This is a genomic window from Acinetobacter calcoaceticus DSM 30006 = CIP 81.8 (assembly GCF_000368965.1).
In the GTDB taxonomy this organism is placed as follows: Bacteria; Pseudomonadota; Gammaproteobacteria; order Pseudomonadales; family Moraxellaceae; genus Acinetobacter; species Acinetobacter calcoaceticus.
The window spans coordinates 413,180-434,134 of record NZ_KB849780.1; the positions used below are offsets into that span (position 1 = coordinate 413,180).

The 20,955-nt window shown below is 37.9% G+C and carries 21 protein-coding genes and 4 tRNA genes; 20 read left to right on the top strand and 5 right to left on the bottom strand.

Features of this window, described 5'->3' with window-relative positions; translation table 11 throughout:
* Window positions 1–32: 32 nt before the first annotated feature.
* Window positions 33–413, bottom strand: coding sequence for a hypothetical protein (locus F936_RS06870; protein WP_005046134.1), 381 nt, complete (start codon window positions 411–413; stop codon window positions 33–35).
* Between the two features lie 210 nt (window positions 414–623).
* Between F936_RS06870 and F936_RS06875 the strand changes: the two genes are divergently transcribed.
* The 12 genes from F936_RS06875 to F936_RS06930 all read left to right on the top strand — a co-directional run bounded on the left by F936_RS06875 (window position 624) and on the right by F936_RS06930 (window position 12,979).
* Window positions 624–1,199, top strand: a complete 576-nt coding sequence (locus tag F936_RS06875) for a nitroreductase family protein (protein ID WP_005046137.1) — start codon at window positions 624–626, stop codon at window positions 1,197–1,199.
* Window positions 1,200–1,233: 34 nt separating this feature from the next.
* A complete protein-coding gene (locus F936_RS06880; protein ID WP_004643449.1) occupies window positions 1,234–2,307 on the top strand; it encodes an NAD(P)H-dependent glycerol-3-phosphate dehydrogenase in 1,074 nt (357 codons plus the stop codon).
* A 56-nt stretch (window positions 2,308–2,363) separates the two neighbouring features.
* Window positions 2,364–2,819: a SixA phosphatase family protein gene (locus tag F936_RS06885; protein WP_003650745.1), complete on the top strand. Its 456-nt coding sequence runs from the start codon at window positions 2,364–2,366 to the stop codon at window positions 2,817–2,819.
* A gap of 23 nt (window positions 2,820–2,842) precedes the next feature.
* Window positions 2,843–3,982 (top strand): type II secretion system protein GspL, encoded by a 1,140-nt coding sequence (gspL, locus tag F936_RS06890; RefSeq protein WP_005039412.1) that lies wholly within the window; start codon window positions 2,843–2,845, stop codon window positions 3,980–3,982.
* Window positions 3,982–4,461 (top strand): type II secretion system protein GspM, encoded by a 480-nt coding sequence (gene gspM / locus F936_RS06895; RefSeq protein WP_005046140.1) that lies wholly within the window; start codon window positions 3,982–3,984, stop codon window positions 4,459–4,461. Before gspL ends, gspM begins: the two co-directional genes overlap by 1 nt.
* Before the next feature lie 89 nt (window positions 4,462–4,550).
* Entirely contained in the window at window positions 4,551–5,555 is a 1,005-nt protein-coding gene (locus tag F936_RS06900) for a quinone-dependent dihydroorotate dehydrogenase (protein WP_004643444.1), read from the top strand.
* 6 nt (window positions 5,556–5,561) lie between these two features.
* Complete coding sequence (locus F936_RS06905; RefSeq protein WP_005046141.1) at window positions 5,562–6,149, top strand: CvpA family protein; 588 nt, start codon at window positions 5,562–5,564, stop codon at window positions 6,147–6,149.
* A gap of 25 nt (window positions 6,150–6,174) precedes the next feature.
* Window positions 6,175–7,716 (top strand): amidophosphoribosyltransferase, encoded by a 1,542-nt coding sequence (gene purF, locus F936_RS06910; protein ID WP_003650754.1) that lies wholly within the window; start codon window positions 6,175–6,177, stop codon window positions 7,714–7,716.
* Between the two features lie 78 nt (window positions 7,717–7,794).
* Window positions 7,795–9,684, top strand: a complete 1,890-nt coding sequence (locus tag F936_RS06915) for a M48 family metalloprotease (protein WP_004643441.1) — start codon at window positions 7,795–7,797, stop codon at window positions 9,682–9,684.
* Window positions 9,685–9,784: 100 nt separating this feature from the next.
* Window positions 9,785–10,432, top strand: coding sequence for a hypothetical protein (locus F936_RS06920; protein ID WP_005046142.1), 648 nt, complete (start codon window positions 9,785–9,787; stop codon window positions 10,430–10,432).
* An 11-nt stretch (window positions 10,433–10,443) separates the two neighbouring features.
* Window positions 10,444–11,409 (top strand): 2-hydroxyacid dehydrogenase, encoded by a 966-nt coding sequence (locus F936_RS06925; protein WP_005046143.1) that lies wholly within the window; start codon window positions 10,444–10,446, stop codon window positions 11,407–11,409.
* 142 nt (window positions 11,410–11,551) lie between these two features.
* Window positions 11,552–12,979: a M48 family metalloprotease gene (locus F936_RS06930; protein WP_080595398.1), complete on the top strand. Its 1,428-nt coding sequence runs from the start codon at window positions 11,552–11,554 to the stop codon at window positions 12,977–12,979.
* 90 nt (window positions 12,980–13,069) lie between these two features.
* On the opposite strand, the gene F936_RS06935 is transcribed toward F936_RS06930, so the two are convergent.
* Together F936_RS06935 and rpsU are read right to left on the bottom strand one after the other, a co-directional pair.
* Window positions 13,070–13,516 carry a GatB/YqeY domain-containing protein gene (locus F936_RS06935; RefSeq protein WP_003650763.1) on the bottom strand — a complete coding sequence of 149 codons (447 nt, stop codon included), beginning with the start codon at window positions 13,514–13,516 and terminating at the stop codon, window positions 13,070–13,072.
* Window positions 13,517–13,541: 25 nt separating this feature from the next.
* A complete protein-coding gene (gene rpsU, locus F936_RS06940; RefSeq protein ID WP_001136722.1) occupies window positions 13,542–13,757 on the bottom strand; it encodes a 30S ribosomal protein S21 in 216 nt (71 codons plus the stop codon).
* Between the two features lie 145 nt (window positions 13,758–13,902).
* Between rpsU and tsaD the strand changes: the two genes are divergently transcribed.
* Complete coding sequence (gene tsaD, locus F936_RS06945) at window positions 13,903–14,913, top strand: tRNA (adenosine(37)-N6)-threonylcarbamoyltransferase complex transferase subunit TsaD (RefSeq protein WP_005046145.1); 1,011 nt, start codon at window positions 13,903–13,905, stop codon at window positions 14,911–14,913.
* A 2-nt stretch (window positions 14,914–14,915) separates the two neighbouring features.
* Here the strand turns inward: tsaD and F936_RS06950 are convergent, their stop codons facing one another.
* Complete coding sequence (locus F936_RS06950) at window positions 14,916–16,019, bottom strand: DUF6670 family protein (protein ID WP_005046146.1); 1,104 nt, start codon at window positions 16,017–16,019, stop codon at window positions 14,916–14,918.
* A gap of 110 nt (window positions 16,020–16,129) precedes the next feature.
* Window positions 16,130–17,011, bottom strand: coding sequence for an ATP-binding protein (locus tag F936_RS06955; RefSeq protein ID WP_005039429.1), 882 nt, complete (start codon window positions 17,009–17,011; stop codon window positions 16,130–16,132).
* Window positions 17,012–17,188: 177 nt separating this feature from the next.
* On the opposite strand from F936_RS06955, the gene F936_RS06960 reads away from it, so the two are divergent.
* The 7 genes from F936_RS06960 (at window position 17,189) to F936_RS06990 (ending at window position 20,727) form a co-directional block, all read left to right on the top strand.
* Entirely contained in the window at window positions 17,189–18,697 is a 1,509-nt protein-coding gene (locus F936_RS06960; protein ID WP_005046150.1) for a DUF3336 domain-containing protein, read from the top strand.
* Window positions 18,684–19,490 carry a protein kinase domain-containing protein gene (locus tag F936_RS06965; protein WP_005046152.1) on the top strand — a complete coding sequence of 269 codons (807 nt, stop codon included), beginning with the start codon at window positions 18,684–18,686 and terminating at the stop codon, window positions 19,488–19,490. The genes F936_RS06960 and F936_RS06965 overlap by 14 nt, the downstream gene beginning before the upstream one ends.
* Before the next feature lie 102 nt (window positions 19,491–19,592).
* Window positions 19,593–19,677: transfer RNA gene (locus F936_RS06970), tRNA-Leu, on the top strand.
* A 53-nt stretch (window positions 19,678–19,730) separates the two neighbouring features.
* Window positions 19,731–19,804, top strand: a tRNA-Trp gene (locus tag F936_RS06975).
* A gap of 27 nt (window positions 19,805–19,831) precedes the next feature.
* Window positions 19,832–19,916: transfer RNA gene (locus tag F936_RS06980), tRNA-Leu, on the top strand.
* A gap of 68 nt (window positions 19,917–19,984) precedes the next feature.
* Window positions 19,985–20,058, top strand: a tRNA-Trp gene (locus F936_RS06985).
* Window positions 20,059–20,517: 459 nt separating this feature from the next.
* A complete protein-coding gene (locus tag F936_RS06990; protein WP_003650775.1) occupies window positions 20,518–20,727 on the top strand; it encodes a cold-shock protein in 210 nt (69 codons plus the stop codon).
* Window positions 20,728–20,955 lie beyond the last annotated feature (228 nt).

Below are 20,955 nucleotides of genomic sequence, written 5' to 3' on the forward strand. Positions count from 1 at the left end.
ATCCCAATCATTTGATTGGGATTTTTTTTTGATTAATTAATTTTGCAATAGAAAGTAAGTGTTGTTTGATAATCATCATCTTTCGCTAGAGATGCATTTTTACCAGTTAATGTGCCAATCACACCAGCTGCTGCTTCAACCATTTGGCCTGTTTTCTCGCTTACTACATCCTTTAATACACCGTTGTATGTTGTTTTTTCATCTACAACAACGGGCGTAGTATTTTTTGAACAAGTTTTTTGAGCGGCAGTAATCGCATTATTTTTTGCAATTAGATTTGTTTTACCAATGCCTGTGACTTCAAATTGATTATTTTCTTTTTGAACTGCCAAGGTGTTTTTAGGGGTAGTGGCACAAGCTCCTAGTAATAAAACAACACTGCTCAACGCACTCGCTAAAATTATTTTTTTCATGTTTCACCTAATATCGTTAATCGTCAAAAGATCTCACTATTTGAACACAAGTTTTCTAATTGACTTTGAAGACGTTGTATTAGTTTTGATGTTTTGTCTTAAAAATATGTCAAAGCATGAGCTCGTTGTTTTTTATGTTCTAGATACAATGGTGGATTATCTGTAGATTATGCTAATCTATTTTGAATTTTTTGAGTTAGATCAATATTAATGACGGATTCAGCAACACATATAATTCATCAGAATATTCACCAACGTCAATCTATTGGTCAATTGATTGAGCCTGCACCAAATGCAGATCAATTAGAGTTGGCCTTTCAAGCTGCTTTAACTGCTCCTGACCATCATAGACTTAAACCAACACGTTTTGTCGTTATCGAGGCTGAACAACGTGCTGCATTTGGTGAGGTTTTAGCAAAAGCACTGGCTGATTTGGGTGAAACTGACTCAGCGCAACTTGAACGAGTTAAGCAACATCCTTTCCGTGCGCCTTTACTCATTTTAGCGCTTACGCAATTGCAAGACCATCCTAAGGTTCCGCATTTTGAACAGATTTTAAGTACAGGGGCTGCCGTACAGAACCTTTTATTGTCTTTACAAGTTCAAGGCTTTTCCACCATGTGGCGTAGTGGCGCAGTTGTTGAATCAAATTGGTTAAAACAGCATTTAGGATTGCAACCACATGATTTAATTTCAGGTATTATTTATTTGGGCACAGCAGCTAAAGCGATTGCACCGCGTGCAGAGATTGAAAGTAAAGAATTTGTAAAGGTTTGGCAGGCTTAACGAGCCTCAAAAGTAAGAAATAGGATAATAAAGCATGGCTGAATTTAAGTTTACAGATTTAGTGGAACCTGTTGCGGTTGATAAAAAAACAGCATTACGTATTACTGTGTTAGGTGGAGGCAGCTTTGGTACGGCGATGGCCAATTTAGCTGCACGTAATGGTTGCGACACCATGATCTGGATTCGTGATGCCGAAACAGCAGAAGAAATCAATAAAACCCATATTAATAAACGTTATTTGCCAGACTTTGTTTTAGAGTCATCATTACGCGCTGTGTCTGACCTTGAACAAGCCGTGTGTGATCGAGATATTATTTTGGTGGCAATTCCTAGTCATTCATTTCGTGATGTATTAAAACAAATTGCTCCTTATATTACGGCACAAGCGGTTGTCTCTCTAACGAAGGGCGTCGAGGCTAAAACTTTTAGCTTCATGAGCGATATTATTCGTGAAGAATTACCAGAAGTTCCTTATGGGGTGTTATCTGGACCAAATCTCGCTAAGGAGATTATGGCAGGTATGCCATCTGGTACTGTTATTGCCAGTGATTCTGAGTTAGTTCGTTATGCTGTGCAGCATGCTCTTCATAGTGCTTTATTCCGAGTTTTCGGTAGTGATGATGTGCATGGTGTTGAACTAGGGGGCGCACTTAAAAATATTTATGCAGTTGCAATGGGAATTGGTGCTGCTTACAAGATTGGTGAAAACACCAAGAGTATGATTTTAACGCGCGCCTTGGCCGAAATGAGTCGTTTTGCAGTCAAACAAGGGGCAAATCCGCTAACGTTCTTAGGTTTATCTGGCGTTGGTGATTTATTTGCAACCTGTAATAGTCCTTTAAGCCGTAATTATCAGATTGGTTATGCTTTGGGGTCAGGTAAAACACTTGACCAAGCGAGTAAAGAGTTGGGGCAAACCGCTGAAGGAATTAATACGATTGTTCAGGTGCGTGGTAAAGCAGAAGAACTTGACGTATATATGCCTATTACCAATGCCTTATATGAGGTTATTTTTGAGGGTGCTCCACCTTTAAATATTGCTTTATCTCTTATGAAAAATGGACACCGTAGTGATGTTGAGTTTGTTTTACCTCATCATGAAGTCTGAAGAAGAAATGTCATAAATTACGGTTATAATGCAAGAATTATTAACAAGGAATATTTATGCAACTGACATTGGTTCGTCATGGGGAAGCCGCTCCTCCAGTGAATGGTAATGACACTAAGCGTCCACTTACCGCTCGTGGGCATGCTCAAGCTGAACAGACAGCAACATTTTTAAAAGATATTGTTAAGCCTGATATTTTTGTAGTTAGTCCTTTATTGCGTGCTCAAGAGACGTTGGCGCATATTCAAGCTTATTTTAAAGATGTTCCTGTGTTGTTATGCGATAAAATTAAACCAGATGATAATGCGAAAGAAGCAGTTGAGTGGTTGTCTCAGGTTCCTTATGAGTCAATTGTCGTCGTGTGTCATATGAACGTGGTAGGGCATATTGCTGAACTGCTGACTCATGAAAACTTTAATCCATTTGCACTTGCCGAAGCTCGAATTTATGATCAGGCTGTTATTGCAACTGGTTTATCAACACAAAAAAATAGTTTTATACCCACAATATAATTAAAAAGGTCATTTAGCCCATTATGCTGTATTTATGGATGCCTGAAACCAATGGAATATGGCATTGGTCTAACGGAGAAAACTGGTTGCAGGCAGCAAGTCTTGATCAATTAATACAAGACCTGCAATTACATCAAGGAAAAGAAGCTGTCATCTTTTTCCCTAGTCGCCATGCTCAGGTACTCCAACAGCACATGGCAAAGTCTCATTACAAGCAACTAGGGGCAGATGGTGTTAAATATTTGCTTGAAGAGTTTGTAACTTTGCCTATTGATCATATGAAAGTGGTGCATCATTTTCATGCTGATCAATTAACTGTATTGGGAGTGGCAAAAACAACAGTTGAAACATGGCAGCATGCAATGGCTTTACTGCCTATTAAACTCGTTGCTTTATTGCCAGACTTTCTAATTTTACCGGAACCTCAAGAGCAGCAAGTGGTCTTATGTAATATTGACCAGAAATTACTTGTGCGTGAAAGTAAATGGGTGGGTAATTCACTAGATGATTTAGCATTATTTTTAGAGTTTCAATCAGTCGAAACGCATTATCAATATAGTGGTTTAACAACAGAGCAACTCGAAAGTTTGGTGGCAGCATCGGATGCCGAGCATCATTCTGAATTTATCTATCAATTTCAGGGTTTAGATAAACCTAAACAGCATCCTTTTAATGTTCTACCTAAAGCCAAAGGGCAAGAGCATACGGTTTCTGGTTATTGGAAAGCGTGTGCCGCTATTGTTTTAGCAATTATAGTGGTTCAGTTTAGTTATGATTTATTGCGTTGGGTAAAATTAAGAAATGTGGCTAATCAAACCGCCGAACAGACGGTCGAGCAATATAAATATTGGTTTGGTCCTTCAAGTCGGGTAAATGAGCAAAATATAAAAAGCCAATTTGAAAGTCATTTACGCATGAGTAAGCAAGGTGATACACAAGCACTTTCTTTATTGAGCCGTGTTGGTCCTATTTTAATGCAAAGACAAATTTTAGCTCAGCAGTTAGCTTATGATGCTTCAACACTAACTATGGCATTAAAAGCAAAGTCAGCAGATGATTTGCAAGCTTTAACACAACAACTTAACCAGCAGGGATTCAAAGCTGAATTGGGTAATGTTCAAGCCGATGGTGGTGGGGCAATTGGGGTGGTGAAAATACAATAATGAAAATGATAACTCAATTGCAAAACCGCTTTGACAAGTGGATTGAACAAGTCACTCAATATTTAGATCGTTTAACTGTACGTGAGCGGGTTATGGTGGTCTTTACTACAATTTTTGTTGTGTTTGCCATTGTGGGTGCTTCACTTTGGAAAATGCATTCCTTGGCAGAACAACAGCAACAACGGTTAAATGATTTAAAAGATTTAATGGTATGGATGCAGAGCAATGCAGTTACCATGAAACCAGCGAATGAGCTTGAATTAGGCCAATCGGAAAAAATACAACGAGTAGCTCAGCAACAAGGCTTAACAGTCTCTTCTCAACAAAATGGTGAGCAGTTACAAATTATTGTTACTCATCAGAATTATGCAATTTTAGCGAACTTTTTAACCCAACTTGCGCAAATGGGCTTAAGTATTGAAAAAATGGAAATGGTTTCAAGTGATGGGCAGATTAAATTAACAGCGACGGTTCAATAACATATTAAAATATGCTGTTCTTAAGCATGGTGTTTTGTGCTACCTGTGCCTATAATATGCCTACCTAAAATCAGTAGACTGTGATTGGTATGTTATATTCACTTGCTCGCCCGATGTTGTTTAGTTTAGCACCAGAGCGTGCCCATGAATTAACATTATCTATGCTTGATAAAGCACATAAGTTCGGCCTGCTGCGCCAGAGCGTAGAATCAAAACCGACAACCTGTATGGGAATTGAATTTCCAAATCCGGTAGGTTTAGCGGCTGGACTTGATAAGAATGGTGCACATATTGATTCTTTAGCCGGACTGGGTTTCGGTTTTATTGAAATTGGAACAATTACACCTCGTCCTCAGTCGGGTAATCCACAACCACGATTGTTCCGTATTCCTGAAGCGAAAGCCATTATTAACCGCATGGGTTTTAATAATGATGGTGTTGATAAACTTGTTGAGAATGTCAAAGCTTCAAAATTTAAAGGAATTCTAGGTATCAATATTGGTAAGAATGCAGATACGCCTGTAGAAAAGGCTGTTGATGATTACCTGATTTGCCTTGAGAAAGTTTATAACTACGCTTCTTATATTACCGTTAATATCTCATCTCCAAATACTAAGAACTTAAGAAGTTTACAAAGTGGTGATGCATTAACTGAATTATTGCAAACCTTAAAAGAAAGACAACTTGAGCTTGCCGAGCAATATAACCATTATGTTCCTTTAGTTTTAAAAGTTGCGCCTGATTTAACAGCAGAAGATGTTGAGTTTATTGCAGCGCAATTATTGCAATTTAAAATTGATGGTTTAATCGTTACCAATACGACTTTATCTAGAGAAGGTGTAGAGAATCTTCCTTATGGTAATGAGTCGGGTGGCTTATCAGGTGCGCCTGTTTTTGAAAAAAGTACCGAATGCTTACGTTTATTTGCCCAAACGTTAAAAGGACAAATCCCGTTAATTGGCGTGGGTGGAATTTTGTCGGGTGAACAAGCAGTAGCCAAACAGCAAGCTGGAGCAACACTAGTACAGATCTATAGCGGATTGATTTATACCGGTCCTATATTAGTAAAACAATGTGTTGCAGCCATGACTTAAGTGAATATGAACACAATTGATATCATTATTCTGATACTTTTGCTCATTGGGGGGCTAAACGGTTTGCGACAAGGATTTATCAAAGCCTTTGCGAACTTGGTAGGATGGATCATTGCATTAATTATGGGTGCAAAATATGCTGTCCTTCTTGCGCCGTCCATGTCAAGTTTAAGTCATGATCCGGTTGTTCAAAAAATTGCAGCTTTCGCATTTATCGCACTTATGATCATTGTTTTAACATGGATCGTCACTGCATTTTTAAATGGCCTCTTGAAAAGTCTGAAATTGGGGCCATTAAATCGTTTAGCGGGTGGTGCTTTTGGTTCTTTAAAAGGCTTGTTGGTTGTGTTGATTACAATGCAGGGCGTAGGGCCTTGGGTTGAAAGTTCACCACACTGGAAACAGTCCAAACTTATACAATTTTTACTGCCTTATGCGCCTTTAGCTACCGAATTGTCTAAAGATGCAGCAAGTGAGGCATTTCATCAAATAACATCTGGAGGTAGTGCATCAAGCACGCCTTCAAAACCAATGGGCGAATCGGAAGATTTAGAAAACCGATCCGACCATTCGACAAAGAATCCTTTTTATTAATTCCTAGCTTGTCTGCGAGGTTGCTATGTGTGGAGTTGTTGGTATAGCCGGTAAATCGCCAGTGAACCAAATGTTGTTTGATGCTTTAACGATGTTGCAACATCGTGGGCAAGATGCAGCTGGAATAGTAACCTGCCATGAAGGCCGTCTTTTCCTTCGTAAGGATAACGGTATGGTGCGTGATGTTTTTCATACTCGTCATATGAGAGCATTACTTGGTAATTATGGTATTGGCCATGTACGTTACCCAACTGCTGGTTCTGCTAGCAGTGCTGAAGCACAACCATTTTATGTGAACTCACCTTACGGTATTACGCTTGCACATAATGGTAATTTAACCAATGCTGAAGATATTCATGATGACCTGTTTAAAACAGATTTACGTCATATGAATACAGATTCGGACTCAGAAGTTCTTTTGAACGTATTTGCACATGAGTTGCAGAAGAACGGTACTTTAAATCCTACACCAGATGATATTTTCCATACGGTTACTCGTGTACACGAGCGCTGTCTAGGTGCATATGGTGTAGTGGCGATGATTACCGGCCATGGTTTGGTTGGTTTCCGCGATCCAAACGGTATCCGCCCACTCATTTATGGTTCACGTATGACTGAACAAGGCGAGATGGAATACATCATCGCTTCTGAATCAGTTGCTATTACAGCGCTTGGTTTTAAAATTGAGCGTGACATTGAACCTGGTGAAGCAATTTTTATCACTGCTGATGGTGAATTGTTCACAAGACAATGTGCAGCTAATCCAAAATACCGCCCATGTATTTTTGAATATGTTTATTTTGCACGCCCTGATGCCATCATTGACGGAATTTCAGTTTATAAAGCCCGTTTAAAAATGGGTGAAAAGCTTGCTCATAAAATTTTACGTGACTGGGGTGAAGACCACGATATTGATGTGGTTATTCCAATTCCAGATACGAGCCGTACTTCAGCATTAGAACTTGCAAATATTCTAGGTGTTAAGTTCCGTGAAGGTTTTATGAAAAACCGTTATATCGGTCGTACCTTCATTATGCCAGGTCAGCAACAGCGTAAAAAATCTGTACGTCAGAAATTAAACCCTGTTGAGTTGGAATTTAAAGGCAAGAACGTTTTATTAGTTGATGACTCAATTGTTCGTGGTACTACCTGTAACGAAATCATCCAGATGGCACGTGATTCTGGTGCAAAAAAAGTATACTTTGCATCAGCTGCACCTCAGGTTATGTATCCAAACGTTTACGGTATTGATATGCCTGCTAAAACTGAGCTAATTGCTTCAGAACGCAGCGTAGAAGAGATCCAAGAAATTATTGGTGCGGATCGTTTGGTTTTCCAAGAATTGGAAGACTTAAAAAATGCTGTACGTACGAGCAAAGTGCCTGATCTAACTGAGTTTGATTGCTCTGTATTTGATGGAATCTATGTAACAGGTGATATTGATGGTGCTTATCTAAATAATTTGGAGCAGAAGCGTAATGATTCTGCTAAAAAGAAAAAAGATGGTTACATTGATGTGAATGTTGATGCAGCTTCTGTAGATCTAACAGGCATTAAAGAAGAATAGGAATAGCTGAAAAAAGCGGGTGTTTCCCGCTTTTTTCTTTTATGATGAAACCTAACAATGTAATTGGGATTATTTACATTGAAAGAAGTAAGCCACTATCTAATCGAAAATAAGAATATGGCATGGTCCATCACTATGTGTTTGGTTGCTGTGCTGCTTACTATTTTTATTTTAAATTTAATTTTAGGTTTGCTCGTCCATTTTTTTGATTATAGTCAGCCCATTTGGTGGCACACTTTAAGTCCTTATTTTGTCGCACTATTACTTTTTATTATGGTTTGGTCGGTAGTTACCGAACTTTATATCTTGCGTAAAGGTGGGCATTCTTTAGCAAAACAACTTAAAGCACGTCGTTTGGTGAAAGAAGAAAGTACTCCAGAAGAACTTGCAGCATTAAAAATTACAGAAAATTTGGCGCAGAATTTCTCACTAAAAGTTCCAACCTTGTATGTTTTACCTGATGAAGTCGGGGTCAATGCACTCACAGCAGGTTTTCACCCTAAAGATATTGTGATTATTCTGACATGGGGAGCCTTGCAGAATCTGGATAAACTTGAACTATATGGCTTGTTGGGCCATGAGTTTAATCAGATTTTATCGGGGGAGGCAGTTGAAAACACTAAATTAAAGATTTTATATAGTGGTTTAACAACCTTTAGTCAGTGGGGTAGTAAATTAGCGAAACAGGGTTTTAAACGTTATAGCCCAGGTTATAAGCATAAGTTTGAAACCGTCTTTGTTGCGGTGGGTGGTGTAATTTGGTTGGCGGGTAGCCTTGGTGTATTGATTACCCGATTTATTAAATACTTAACTTTGAGTGGTCGCACATTTCGTAATGACCAAAAAACAGTACGATTATTAAAAAATAGTGCGAATACCCAGACTTTATTGCGTATTTATGTTCATCATTCCGGTTCTCAAATTCATAGTGCTTATTCAGAATCAATCGCACATATGTGTTTTGCAAACTCACTAAGCCCTCAAAGCTGGATGAATATTCATCCGAGTATTCGTGAACGCATTTATGAATTAAACCCGACTTTGCTTCAAGATTTACAATTAGAAAATTTGAAAAAACTACGTAACCGTCCGTTATTTAGCTTATTTCATTTTTTAGAGGAATCTGAGAAAGAGATTTATATTCCATGGTCATCTCCACAGCCGCTACCTTTATTAAGATTGTCGCCTATTAGTTTTGCACTAAATGATGCGATTAAGCCCCTTAGTAGTGATGTGCGTCGCAATAAAAAGCGCCCTGAGTTAATTCAGCGTGCGCTACAAACAGCTACAGGGTCACGTGAAGTAATGGTGGCTATTTTGATGATTCGTCAATATCGAGAATTCATCCCTAAAGATGCGCCAGTTAGCCATGCCATTATCGATGCTTTATTAAATCTGGATGGTCGTATTCATATTCAGATATTCCATGATGCCTGTAAAAACATTGGACATATGCCGGCAAGCATTGCGCGGCAATTTCTCACAAAACTAGCGCTCATTATTCAAGAAGATGGCGAGATTGGATTGCTGGATGCACTTTTGTTAGAACGGGTTAAATATGAACTGAATTTGATGCCGCTGCATTTACCAACTGCATTTGAAGAAGTAAAACCCCAAATTGTTCGCTTGGTTGATGCTTTACTTCATGTTCAACAAATTAACAGCCCAAATCAGTTAGAAGTCCGTGATCGTATTTTACGTTCTCTGCTCAATCCTGATGAAATGAATATTTATGATGAAATTTCGGATGAGCCTTTAGATCTTGCTGAAATTTTAAATGATATTGCGGGATTATTATTACGTGACCGTCTGAGTATTTTAGCGATTGCGGAAATGTGCTTGTGGAGCGATCGCATCATTACTCAAGATGAGTTGGATGTACTTGAATTACTTTATTGGCGTTTTGGCTTTGAGACAGAAGAAATTGTTGAGCAAATGCAAAAAAGAAATAGTGTTATGATTATTTAAAAGACATCTACGATTATAAAAACAGCTGAACGAAATAAAACACTGAAAAAAAAACTGAAGCCCGTTAGAATGTAGATTGAGTAGAGGTATTGATTCAAACATGATTGGGCAGCAAAGAAATATATTGGCAACTTTAGGAATTGATTTATGGATTCCTAAGATACAGGTGTGCCAAAAAAATAATGCTCAAAGCCTTTGGCGAGATCATGTTGTTGAACAACCTGAACCGATTATATTGCCTTCTGTAGAACCAGTCGTTCTAGAGCAGTCTACAAAGCCACAAATCAACGAGATTCCAAAAATTGAACCTGAAATTGTGGCGCCAGTCTCAATAGATGTTCAGCCTGTTATAGCACCTCACAATGAAGTGCAAGCACCTGTAATTAAGATTGCATCATTTGAGTTGCAGGCTTTTTCTCTTGAAAAATGTGTTATTTTTTTAGATGTTACGAATTTAAGCGAAGAAGAAAAACAGCTTTGGAGCAACATACAAAAAGCAAAAATAGGGCAGTATGCTGAATTAAAATGGCCTTTCCCTTTAGCGACTTATCAAGATCAGCGGGGCGCTGGTTCATATATACAAGGCTTTTTAGATGCTGTCGCAGCAGAGAAAAAGATATTGTGTCTTGGTGACTGTTCTTATATTCAACATGCCAATATTATTCATTTAGCAAGTTTAAAAGAAATGCTGGAGAAACCACTCCTTAAAAAAAGGTTATGGAAATTAATGCAAGATAACAACGAGTAGTAGGGATTTACATGAAAAAAGTTGTAGTATTTAGCCAAATTGATGAAGAAATTTTGTCTCGATTACAACAGAATTATCATGTTGTAGTTCTTAACCCAAAACTGGGTGATATTAATGAACAAATACGACAACACGTTGTAGATGCTGACGGGATGATTGGTGCAGGACGGTTACTGAATGAAAGTAACCTTGCACCAGCCCAAAAACTAAAGATTATTTCATCTGTAACGGTGGGCTATGACAATTATGATCTGGCTTATTTAAATCAAAGAAAAATCTGGTTATCAAATACGCCTCATGTTTTAACAGAAACAACAGCTGATCTTGCTTTTACATTATTACTAAGCGCTGCTAGAAAAGTTCCTTTTCTTGATCATTGGACTAAACAAGGTGAATGGAAAAGAACTGTAGGGCCTCAGCAATTCGGTTTAGATATTTTTGGGAAAACATTGGGAATTATTGGACTTGGCAATATTGGGGCTGCAATTGCTCGGCGTGGTTTTTATGGATTTAACATGAATATTGTTTACCATAATCGTCGTGAAAAGCCTGAATTAGCTGAGCCGTTAAACGCACAATATCTTGGTTTGGATCAATTGCTACAGCAGTCCGATTTTGTAGTAACCGCAGTTGATTTAAATAACGAATCGAAAGCTTTAATGGGCAAAGCTCAATTTGAGCTTATGCAAAAACACGCTATTTTTATTAATATTGCGCGCGGTTCGGTAGTTGATGAGCAGGCTTTGATAGAGGCTTTACAACAAAATCAAATCTTTGCTGCTGGCTTAGATGTGTATGAAAAAGAACCTTTACAAGATTCAGCACTTTTTAAACTGCCAAACGTGGTCACTTTACCTCATGTAGGTTCAGCTACTGCTGAAACCCGTAAGAAAATGGCAAATCTTGCCTATAAAAATCTGGTTGATGCTCTAGAGAATAAAACTCCTAGATATTTGGTAAACCCAAACTTTGTATAAGTGATTAATAACACTTCATTGCAAAACTAGTCGATTTCGAGTGATATAGTAAAAGTCTATTGATTGAACATCATTTTTTATGGTTTACATCAGTAGGCTTTTTTTATGGTTTAATTTTAATAGAGAAAAACTTTTGAGATTTTTGCCAGTTATTTTAAGTGCGACTTTTATAGCAAATGCTGCGTATGCACAGTCTTTCGACCCTCGGTCATCTGCGAATCAGGTGGAAATTCCCAATATTGGAAGTGGGATAGGCTTGCTTGATCAACAAAAAGAAAAATTTATTGGTGAAAAAGTTTTCCGTGAAGTTCATAAACAAATGCCAGTTCTCCAAGATATCTGGCTCGAAGACCAATTTTTCCAAGTATTTTCAAGTATTTTGAGTGAGACTCAACTTGGTCAGCCTATTGGTCTAGTTGTAATTAAAGATCCACAAATTAATGCATTTGCTGTTCCGGGTGGTTTATTCGCGCTTAATACTGGCCTTATTGCTTCAGCTCGCAATATTGATGAAATTGCTGGGGTTATGGCGCATGAAATTGCACACGTATCTCAAAGGCATTTTAGTCGTTCAGAGGAAGCCTTTAAGGGGCAAACTTTATTAAGTTTGGCTGGGCTTTTGGCGGGCGTGGCAATCGCTGCACAGGGCGGTGGAGATGCTGGGGCAGCAGTGATGTTGGGAACACAGGCTGCACTAATGGATAGCCAGTTAACATATAGTCGAAATCAGGAACGTGAAGCAGACCGTATTGGCATGCAATATATGTATGCAGCGGGTTATAACCCTCAAAGTATGGCAGACTATTTTGAAACAATGCACCGTGCGACGAGTCGGGTAAGTTTTTTACCAGATTTTTGGCTGACTCATCCATTGACGACTGAGCGTATGAGTGAAGCTCGACTTCGTGCGAACCAGATGCCTAAAGTCAAAAATCGTATATATGATGCCGATTTTGAAATTTTAAAATGGTACACAATGGTGGTTTCAAATCAGGCTACTGAAAATCAACTACAGAGTTTGGCCTCTCAAAAAAATATTGCTGGTCTTATTGCTTTGGCAGCTTTTTACGTAAAACAGGGTGATTATGCACAGGCACAGTCTACCTTAGATCAAGCCAAATCTAGCGGAAAACCTCTTGTTGCGCTATTGCAGACAGATATTTATCTAGGGCAAAACAAGCTGGATCAAGCCTATACTTCAATTGCTTCTACACAAATGACTATGCCTGAAAATAGAGCTTTCAGCTATAAATTGGCTGAAGTGCTATTACGTCAAGGAAAATTTTCACAAGTTCAAACGCTTGTTCAGCGATTTATTAATAAAAACCCAAGAGATATACAAGGTTGGCAATTTTTACAGCAAGCTGCGAATTTGGATAAAGCAGCGCCTTTGAGAGCAGTCAACGTTTTACGCTATCGGGCGGAAGCTGAATATTGGTCAGGGAGTGAAGAGAATGCAATTAAATCGATGTTGCATGCTCAGCGATTGGCAAAAGACAATCAAGCAATGTCGGCTAGAATAGACAGTAGATTAAAACAAATGCAAGATGAGCGACGAATGAAAATCTAAAAATATATCTTTTAAAATTTTCAGATATGCAAATATGCACAAACTAAAAGGAATTTTGGTTTGAAGGAATATAAAATTTAAGAGAGGAAATTAAGCTAATTTAGCTTTAATTTTTGCTGAAACGATAGAAGGATCGGCACGCCCGGCTATGATCGGACGTAGAGAATTCATCACCTTACCCATATCTTTCATGCTAGTTGCTTCTTGAGCAGAAATCGTTTGCTCAATGAGAGAATCAAGCTCTTCCTCAGTCATAGCTTCTGGTAGAAACTGAGATAAAATCTCAGCTTCGGCTTGTTCTTTACTAGCTAAATCATCACGACCAGCACCTTCAAAGGCTTTGATCGATTCTTTACGTTGTTTAATTTGCTTTTCAATGACCGCAAGAACCTGAGCGTCGCCAAGCTCTATGCGCTCATCGACTTCGATTTGCTTAATTGCTGCTTGTAGACTACGCAAAACCGTCACTGTTGCCATATCTTTGGCACGCATAGAAGTTTTTAATGCATCAGTAATTTGGTTTTTTAAAGTAGTCATAATTCAGCAGTCAATCACAAATTAATTAGTAAAGGCGAGTAGTACGTACAGATTCGCGAGCCAATTTCTTTTGGTAGCGTTTAACTGCAGCAGCTTTTTTACGCTTACGTTCTTGAGTTGGTTTTTCGTAGAATTCGCGTTTACGAACGTCAGCTAAAACACCAGCTTTTTCGCATGAACGTTTGAAACGACGGATAGCTACGTCAACTGGTTCGCCTTCTTTCAACTTAACTTGTGGCATGTAAAATCCTCTAGATTATGGATAAGATCAAGCACACTATTGTGCCGGATCACAAGTGAAGGTCAGTATTTTACTCATTTACAACTCATATCACAAGTCTATAATAGCGATTGCAATATTTTGACTCATATAAAAGGCAGTTTTGATGATTGTTTTAGGCTTGGAAACTTCTTGTGATGAAACAGGGTTGGCACTTTATGATAGCGAACTCGGCTTGCGGGGACAGGTTCTTTATAGCCAGATTAAACTTCATGCCGAATATGGTGGAGTAGTACCTGAACTTGCTTCTCGTGACCATGTTCGTAAATTAATTCCTTTAATGAATCAACTGCTTGAACAAAGTGGAATAAAAAAACAAGAGATTGATGCAGTTGCTTATACGCGTGGTCCTGGCTTAATGGGAGCCTTAATGACAGGGGCTTTATTTGGAAGAACTTTAGCTTTTTCTTTAAATAAACCTGCAATTGGTGTTCATCATATGGAGGGGCACATGTTGGCACCTCTACTTTCAAGTCAGCCACCCGAATTTCCATTTGTTGCATTGCTAGTTTCAGGTGGACATACACAATTAATGGCAGCTCACGGTATTGGTCAATATGAACTCTTGGGTGAGTCTATTGATGATGCAGCTGGAGAAGCTTTTGATAAAGTTGCAAAAATGATGAGCTTGCCATACCCAGGCGGTCCCAATATTGCAAAATTAGCTTTAAGTGGTAATCCATCAGCATTTGAATTTCCGCGACCAATGCTTCACCAAGGTTTAGATTTTTCTTTTAGTGGTTTGAAAACAGCAGTTTCAGTTCAACTAAAAAAATTGAATGGTGAAAACCGAGACGCGGATATTGCAGCTTCATTCCAAGAAGCAATTGTAGATACCTTAGTAAAAAAATCAGTAAAAGCTCTAAAGCAAACTGGACTGAAACGTTTAGTTATCGCAGGTGGCGTAAGCGCAAATTTACGATTACGTGAACAGTTGGAAACTTCATTGGCTAAAATTAAGGCACAAGTTTACTATGCTGAACCTGCCTTATGTACTGATAATGGTGCAATGATTGCTTTTGCTGGTTATCAACGTTTAAAAGCAGGCCAACATGATGGTTTGGCAGTAACGACAACACCACGTTGGCCAATGACGGAACTCACGATTCCTGAATAAAACTATTCATCTTGAAAGGCATTTTGGTTTTCGACATCAATGTATTCGATATAGCCACGGCCTTGAACTTCATTGCCGAAGTAATTACCAGTAAATTTATAGCCACTAGCATAACCACGCCCATGACCATAGCGGAATGGGCAGTCAACTTCTGCCTGAATATTCAAAATAATTTGTTTATTCTCATTTCGAGCAATCCACGAAAAGTATTTCGGAAGTCGCATTTTTTCTCCAGTCGGTGAGATGTAGTCATCGACTTGATGAGAAATAACGTCAAAGCTAACATCTGTATAAATTTCAGCTGGCTGATCAAGATATCTAATATGCAGGGTGTAAGCTACCGTCTGTCCAGCAATATCGGCTTTTGTAAGAAGAAGTTGAGTGGTCTCGTTTAAATTAATAATTTGATAAGTAAAAAAATCAAGCGGCAGTTTATAGGCGTCAGGAAGAAGTTTGTTTATGAAACTATGTGGACCAACTGCTCGTGCATATTCATACGTACAGAGTCCTTCACTTTCAATGCGTTCTGCTTGATAACTTAAAAAGCCTTTAAACTTTGCTAATAAACTAAAATGATCATAAATCGGTGTTTTTATAAACCACGAAACATGTGCTGTAACATCAATATCAAAGTCGAAATCAAGCCCATCATAATGTCCATGGATATGAACTTGCGGGAATTTTCCTTGAATTGAAATTTCTTTGCCTAATTCTATTAAGCTTCCATCTTTATTAATTTGTGTATCTTTGGGAATGATATACGCCTTAAGCAAAGCTTGCTCAACCGCGGCAGTACTTGAAAAGAACGTGGCTGTTTTTCTGGGGTCTTCATTAATTATGTCATCATGATCAAAGGCTAGCGCACCGGGCGTACCTAATAAAATCATAATGTTTAGATAACGATGCGGTTCGGGTAAAAGGGGAAAAAAGATACCGTAATGTGTCCAGCTATAATATTTTTCCTCAACTCGAGGTTGGATGATATGAGACTGAGTAAAAGGAAGCGTTGAGTATTTTTCTGCTTGATCCAAGGCACCTTGCGCGAGCAATAAGCTTTTACCAAGGACTTTGCTGCCTATAGAAATTTTTGGCAATTGTTTTTTCATATATAAACCTAAATAAGGATAGGACTATCTTTGTTTTAGGTTATGAAAAACAACTGCCAAATCTAAGCGGTTTTCAGGCCAAAGCCAAGGCTTTGCGGGACATTCGTCATTTAATTATTAGACAACTGTTTTAACCCATTTAAACCAATCCAGTGCTTTGAGAACTGGTAAGCAGCACGGCCAGAGCGCTGACCACGCATTTGGCACCAGCGTAAACTCTCGGCACGAACTTCATCATTAAAAGGCATATTTGTCTTTTGAATATAATGTTCTACGATTTCTAAATATAAATTCTGATCCATTGGATAAAAAGATAACCACAAACCAAAACGATCTGACAAAGAGATCTTTTCTTCAATCGCTTCTTGAGGGTGTAGTTCAGTATATTGAGGAACATCGACTTTGGTTACAGGTGTATTTTCATGCATGAATTCGGGTAACAAATGGCGACGGTTACTGGTCGCATAAATAATAAAATTACTCGCACCAGATTGTAATGAGCCGTCTAATACACTTTTTAAACTACGATAATTTTCATCTTCAGCATTAAAAGCCAAGTCATCGCAATATACGATGTATTTTTCAGGTCGATTTTGAATGAGTTTTTGAATTTTAGGTAAATCTGCCAAGTCATCACGTTCAATTTCAATTAAACGTAACCCTTGAGGGGCATATTCAGTCAATAAAGCACGAACAATAGATGATTTACCTGTACCACGTGAGCCAGTTAGAAGAACATCATTTGCTGGTAAGCCATTTAAAAATTGCAAAGTATTTTGAATGATTTTTTCTTTTTGGCGCTGAATGCCTTTTAAGTCATCTAAATAAATATTCTTTGGGGTATGGATGGCTTTAAGTTGCTGATTTTCCCATCTAAAAGCAGGTGCAGTAAAATCTGTCTCTTCTCTTGGTTCAGGTAAGACCTGCTGTAACTGATTTAATACAAGTGATAATGTCTGAACTAAATTGTCTGGTAAATCAATGGTAGCCATGGTAAGTCAATCATGTTAAACAGTAATTTACTAGGATACTAACACCGAAATTAACAGGCTGACAAAAAAGTTGTTGCTATACAGTTTATCGGTTTTGCAATTGATTGAAATCTTCAGACCGCGCATAGTGTGGTCATGTCTATTCAGTAAAATCATCTGTGAAGATGAGGACGAAATATGTTTGAAAAAATACGAAGTGATATGAATCCGCATCAGGCTTACCGTATCAAAAAATTACAACGTCAATTAGACATGGCTGAATCTTATGAAGAGTGGAAGTCTTTTGCATTAAAACTAGATGAAGAAACAGGGGTGCAAGAGTGGAAATTCGATAATAGTTCACCTTATTTCGATGCAGAGCTCATTTCTTATCGATATACCTTACTGAAAAGATACCGCCAGCAACATCGAACATTAGATTTGATCTATTTGCTCAAAGAAGGCTTAACTTACGATATTGCAAACATTGGTCACCCAATGCTTTTTGCCGCAACGCATGTAGGCACAAAAAAACTAATTGAAGACTATATTGAAGAAGTTAGCCAAAGCTTGGCCTATATAGCTTCAAGTGAATGTATTACTTTCCAACGCAAAGAAAAAATTGAGTTTTTTGAAAATTGTGAAAAAGCATATGGACAACCGGCCCTTATGTTCTCGGGTGGAGCGACTTTGGGGCTTTTTCACACAGGGGTGTGTAAAGCTTTAATTGAACAAGATTTAATGCCTAAAGTGTTGTCTGGCTCAAGTGCAGGGGCAATTATGACAGGTATGCTTGGAACTTCTGCCAGTGAAGATGTTCAAAATTTATTAAATGGAGAACAATTCTTTAGTGATGCTTTTCATTTTAGAAAACTTCGTGAACTCATTAAAGGAAATGGTGGAATTGCCGATGTGCACTATTTGAAAAAATTCCTTGTTGAAAACTTAGGTGATCTTACTTTTGAGGAAGCTTTCAAAAAATCTGGTTTAAATATTAATGTGGCGGTTGCACCTTATGATGCAACAGAAAACCCGCGAATTATGAATGCCATTATGACCCCTAACGTTTTGGTATGGAGTGCTGTATTAGCTTCATGTGCTGTACCTGTGTTATTTCCACCAGTGCGTTTAACCAGTAAACGTTATGACGATGAACATACACCTTATATGGCAAATACAAAATGGGTTGATGGCAGTGTAAGAAATGATTTTCCGCAAGAAAGAATGGCGCGTCTATATAATTTAAATTACACCATCGCCAGTCAAGTGAACCCGCATATTGTGCCATTTATGCAAAATGATGCAGACCGCTTTCGTAAAGACGTTTTAAGTTGGCCCGAACGTATTTTAAGACGTCAAGGCAAAGTGCTGTCGATGGGAATTATGGACTTTACCCGTCAAAGACTTGGTTCTATTTCTCCGATTAGGAGATTACTCGATCATGGATATGGCGTAATGGGGCAGCGTTATTATGGCGACGTTAATATTATTGCTAAATATGGCTTGAGTCACTATACCTATACTTTGCAAAACCCACGTCCACATTTGTTTAAACGTTTGCAACGAGAAGGGGAACGCGCGACTTGGCCAAAAATTTCTTCGATTGAGACCCATGCTCGTATTGGCAAGACGATTCAGCATTGCTTGGAAGTTTTGCGTTTTGAAGAAAAGCAACAACAGCCAGAGTCTTACTATGCTGAAGCATGATTTTGCTTCTCATATAGAAAATTTGACATGTGTTACAAAGCCCAGAAGTTCAGCTTTAGGACGGCATCTATGGACATGTTCTATAGATGCTAGAAATTACTGGTTAAAATATCATTTGCCTGAAACGCATGTTCAAAGTGAGCAAGACTTCATACACGAACAATTGTTTTACGAAGAAATTAATCACAAGAAACCTGCGTGGCTTTTACCCTATAAATTAATCGAAGTTAGTGCCATTCCTCAGTCAAACCATTCTTTTGGTCAGGTTTTAATTTTACCTGATACCGATTTGTGGTTTGGTTCATTGCCTCATGAAACTCATTTAACAGATGTGTACCATACGATTTGGTTCGCACTAGATAAGCTCGCGGAACTTCATAGATTAGGTTGGATTCATGGAGATATTAAAAAAGAGCATTTTCGAAAGTTTCAGCAAAACCCTTACTTGATTGATTTTGAGAAAGCTCGACTTTTGACGAGTTCAGATTCAGTGATGGATGCAACACCACGTTATATGGCACCTGAACTCTATCAAGGTCATGACAAGAGTGTACAAAGCGATTTATATGCATTTGGAATTGTTTTGTATGAATGGTTAACCCAAACTCGCTTAGAAGCAGGGAATTACTATGATTGGGCAGTATTGCATTGCCAAAATTTAACCATTCAATTACCAACACAGTTTATGAATTTTTATCCATTCCTTTCAGGTTTATTGCAAAAACAACAAAAAAATAGGTTTGTAAATGCATTTGAAGCGATGAATTGTTTAAAAGCACATTCAAACTTATAAAAATCATCGATCTAGTATCTGTATACAATTTACACGGTCAGTTTTTTTTAGAAAAAAAACACTTGTCACTGTTAGATCTTATCGCTAATATACACAGCCATCGGGGGCGTGGCGAAATTGGTAGACGCACTGGATTTAGGTTCCAGCGCCGCAAGGTGTAAGAGTTCGAGTCTCTTCGCCCCCACCACTTTAAGTTAAATCTTAAAGTTGATTTGGATGTTAAGTCATCTAGATCTTGGAAGAGGATTGGTGTAATGGTAGCATGACGGTCTCCAAAACCGTTCGTCAAGGTTCGAGTCCTTGATCCTCTGCCACATTTATTTTAAATAAATGTCCCAGATGGGGGCGTGGCGAAATTGGTAGACGCACTGGATTTAGGTTCCAGCGCCGCAAGGTGTAAGAGTTCGAGTCTCTTCGCCCCCACCATTAAAGGAAGCAAGACGATGTTCTTGCTTTTTTTATGATTAAATCATTAGTTATTTAATCATAAATATAGAGGATTGGTGTAATGGTAGCATGACGGTCTCCAAAACCGTTCGTCAAGGTTCGAGTCCTTGATCCTCTGCCAATGATTTAAAAATGAAGCTCCTTTTTAGGAGTTTTTTTATTGCCTGAATTTTTAAAGCTTAAATTATTTCAAGTTTTCGTTCATATTTTCCTCTGCCACTTGATAAGTTATAAGCAGTTATCTTTCTGTTCCTCGATATTTTATCTAATCAGACGTAAGGTATTGGTTAAGTAGGGAATATACTAATTTTTTAGTTGTTTTATTAAGTTATTGTTTTTCTGTTTTTTATTATAATTTATAAAATTTTTTTCATAAAAAGCTTGAATAGAAATTTATTTCATGTATCATGCTCTTAACTAGAAAAAAGTCTTGTTAGTAAATCTTCTTTAAAGTATCGTAGTTTTAGTCATAATCCTTCGTTTTTTAAGATCTTAAGCTCAATTTGTTATTCTTTTTTCAAAGTTATGTTAGTGTCATTATTAAATGATACTAAAATATTAGAAATCAGTAGGATATATCATGTCTAATACAGTAAGTGGTACAGTAAAATGGTTTAACGAAACTAAAGGTTTCGGTTTCATTCAACAAGATAATGGTCCAGATGTGTTTGCTCACTTCAAAGAAATTTCTGGCTCAGGTTTCAAAACTTTGCACGAAGGTCAACGTGTAACGTTTACTGTTACTCAAGGGCAAAAAGGCCCAAATGCTGTAAATATTATTCCACAATAATATTTCAGTAAGAAAAAAGCACTTTTTAGTGCTTTTTTTTATTTTAGTCATTTAAAAGGAATTGTGTTGTTCTTTTAAATGCTATAAAAGCCCTCTATAAGAGGGCTTTTTATTTTATATCCAGTATGTAAGTCTAATCACTAATCACTAATCACTAATCACTAATCACTAATCACTAATCACTAATCACTAATCACTAATCACTAATCACTAATCACTAATCACTAA

What these genes read in the sequence shown, in the direction of transcription:
- F936_RS06870 (WP_005046134.1), bottom strand. Translation starts at nt 413, where the DNA reads ATGAAAAAAATAATTTTAGCGAGTGCGTTGAGCAGTGTTGTTTTATTA.
- F936_RS06875 (WP_005046137.1), top strand. Translation starts at nt 624, where the DNA reads ATGACGGATTCAGCAACACATATAATTCATCAGAATATTCACCAACGT.
- F936_RS06880 (WP_004643449.1), top strand. Translation starts at nt 1,234, where the DNA reads ATGGCTGAATTTAAGTTTACAGATTTAGTGGAACCTGTTGCGGTTGAT.
- F936_RS06885 (WP_003650745.1), top strand. Translation starts at nt 2,364, where the DNA reads ATGCAACTGACATTGGTTCGTCATGGGGAAGCCGCTCCTCCAGTGAAT.
- gspL (WP_005039412.1), top strand. Translation starts at nt 2,843, where the DNA reads ATGCTGTATTTATGGATGCCTGAAACCAATGGAATATGGCATTGGTCT.
- gspM (WP_005046140.1), top strand. Translation starts at nt 3,982, where the DNA reads ATGAAAATGATAACTCAATTGCAAAACCGCTTTGACAAGTGGATTGAA.
- F936_RS06900 (WP_004643444.1), top strand. Translation starts at nt 4,551, where the DNA reads ATGTTATATTCACTTGCTCGCCCGATGTTGTTTAGTTTAGCACCAGAG.
- F936_RS06905 (WP_005046141.1), top strand. Translation starts at nt 5,562, where the DNA reads ATGAACACAATTGATATCATTATTCTGATACTTTTGCTCATTGGGGGG.
- purF (WP_003650754.1), top strand. Translation starts at nt 6,175, where the DNA reads ATGTGTGGAGTTGTTGGTATAGCCGGTAAATCGCCAGTGAACCAAATG.
- F936_RS06920 (WP_005046142.1), top strand. Translation starts at nt 9,785, where the DNA reads ATGATTGGGCAGCAAAGAAATATATTGGCAACTTTAGGAATTGATTTA.
- F936_RS06925 (WP_005046143.1), top strand. Translation starts at nt 10,444, where the DNA reads ATGAAAAAAGTTGTAGTATTTAGCCAAATTGATGAAGAAATTTTGTCT.
- F936_RS06935 (WP_003650763.1), bottom strand. Translation starts at nt 13,516, where the DNA reads ATGACTACTTTAAAAAACCAAATTACTGATGCATTAAAAACTTCTATG.
- rpsU (WP_001136722.1), bottom strand. Translation starts at nt 13,757, where the DNA reads ATGCCACAAGTTAAGTTGAAAGAAGGCGAACCAGTTGACGTAGCTATC.
- tsaD (WP_005046145.1), top strand. Translation starts at nt 13,903, where the DNA reads ATGATTGTTTTAGGCTTGGAAACTTCTTGTGATGAAACAGGGTTGGCA.
- F936_RS06950 (WP_005046146.1), bottom strand. Translation starts at nt 16,019, where the DNA reads ATGAAAAAACAATTGCCAAAAATTTCTATAGGCAGCAAAGTCCTTGGT.
- F936_RS06955 (WP_005039429.1), bottom strand. Translation starts at nt 17,011, where the DNA reads ATGGCTACCATTGATTTACCAGACAATTTAGTTCAGACATTATCACTT.
- F936_RS06960 (WP_005046150.1), top strand. Translation starts at nt 17,189, where the DNA reads ATGTTTGAAAAAATACGAAGTGATATGAATCCGCATCAGGCTTACCGT.
- F936_RS06965 (WP_005046152.1), top strand. Translation starts at nt 18,684, where the DNA reads ATGCTGAAGCATGATTTTGCTTCTCATATAGAAAATTTGACATGTGTT.
- F936_RS06990 (WP_003650775.1), top strand. Translation starts at nt 20,518, where the DNA reads ATGTCTAATACAGTAAGTGGTACAGTAAAATGGTTTAACGAAACTAAA.